Source organism: Nocardiopsis lucentensis DSM 44048 (genome assembly GCF_000341125.1).
GTDB classification, from domain to species: Bacteria; Actinomycetota; Actinomycetes; order Streptosporangiales; family Streptosporangiaceae; genus Nocardiopsis; species Nocardiopsis lucentensis.
In genome coordinates this window covers 5,464-6,473 of the sequence record NZ_ANBC01000240.1, presented here as the reverse complement: position 1 = coordinate 6,473, position 1,010 = coordinate 5,464, and the positions used below count along the sequence as shown (strand labels likewise).

The 1,010-nt window shown below is 72.4% G+C and carries 3 protein-coding genes (1 of these 3 running past the window's edge); all 3 read right to left on the bottom strand.

Annotated features, from left to right (window positions below):
- The coding region (locus D471_RS0108070) for an amidase (RefSeq protein ID WP_017598145.1) at positions 1-541 on the bottom strand (541 nt) is incomplete at its 3' end.
- Positions 542-841: an Asp-tRNA(Asn)/Glu-tRNA(Gln) amidotransferase subunit GatC gene (gatC, locus tag D471_RS0108065; RefSeq protein ID WP_026127522.1), complete on the bottom strand. Its 300-nt coding sequence runs from the start codon at positions 839-841 to the stop codon at positions 542-544. It lies immediately after the preceding gene.
- A gap of 42 nt (positions 842-883) precedes the next feature.
- Positions 884-1,010 carry the 3' portion of a putative bifunctional diguanylate cyclase/phosphodiesterase gene (locus tag D471_RS0108060; RefSeq protein ID WP_017598143.1) on the bottom strand. It continues 1,958 nt past the right edge of the window, so only the last 127 of its 2,085 coding nucleotides appear in the window; the start codon falls outside the window, past its right edge — the gene reads right to left on this strand; the stop codon is at positions 884-886.

Below are 1,010 nucleotides of genomic sequence, written 5' to 3'. Positions count from 1 at the left end.
GGATGGAGCCGCCGGTGTCGGTGCCGGTGGCCAGGGGCGCCTCGAACGCGGCCACGGACGCGGAGGAGCCGCCGGAGGAGCCGCCGGGGATGCGGTCGGTGTCCCATGGGTTGCGGGTGACCTGGTAGGCGGAGTTCTCCGTGGACGAGCCCATGGCGAACTCGTCCATGTTGGTCTTGCCCAGGATGACGAGCCCGGCCTCGCGCAGTCGCGCGGTCACCGTGGCGTCGTAGGGCGGCTGCCACCCCTCGAGGATCTTGGAGGCGGCGGTGGTGGGCATGTCCTTGGTGGCGAACACGTCCTTGTGCGCGACGGGGACTCCGGCGAGCGGGCCCAGCTCCTCGCCGGCGGCGCGGCGGGCGTCCACGGCGCGGGCCTGGGCGAGAGCGGACTCACGGCCCACGTGCAGGAAGGCGCCGATCTCCTCGTCGACGGACCCGATCCGGTCCAGGTAGGCCGTGGTGGCCTCTTCCGAGGACACCTCACCCGAACGGATGGCCGCGCCGAGTTCGGCGGCGGTCAGACTGACGACCTCGCTCATCTACTCCTCCTCCCCGAGGATCCGCGGTACCCGGAAGCGCTGGTCCTCCACCGCGGGGGCCCCGGACAGGGCCTGCTCGGGCGTGAGGCAGGGACGGGCCTCGTCGGGACGGTAGACGTTGGTCAGCGGCAGCGCGTGCGAGCTGGGCGGGATGTCGCCCTTGGCGACCTCCTGCACCTTGGCCACGGCGGTGAGGATGTCACCGAGCTGGACGGCGAGCGTGTCGAGCTCGCCCTCGTCGAGCGCCAGCCGCGACAACCGGGCGAGGTGCGCGACCTCATCGCGGGTGATGGCGGTCATCAGAACCATTTCTTCGGCGGACGTTGGTGTACCGCCCCAATCCTATGGCTCCGTGACCGGTCCCGGTGCCGACCGGGGAAGGAACCGCCGACGTGCGGAGTGGTGACGGGCGGAGGTCCCGGACGGGACGCCGCGGCCCCGTCCCCCGAGCCACCCGGTGACGTCCCGG

What these genes read in the sequence shown, in the direction of transcription:
- gatC (WP_026127522.1), bottom strand. Translation starts at nt 841, where the DNA reads ATGACCGCCATCACCCGCGATGAGGTCGCGCACCTCGCCCGGTTGTCG.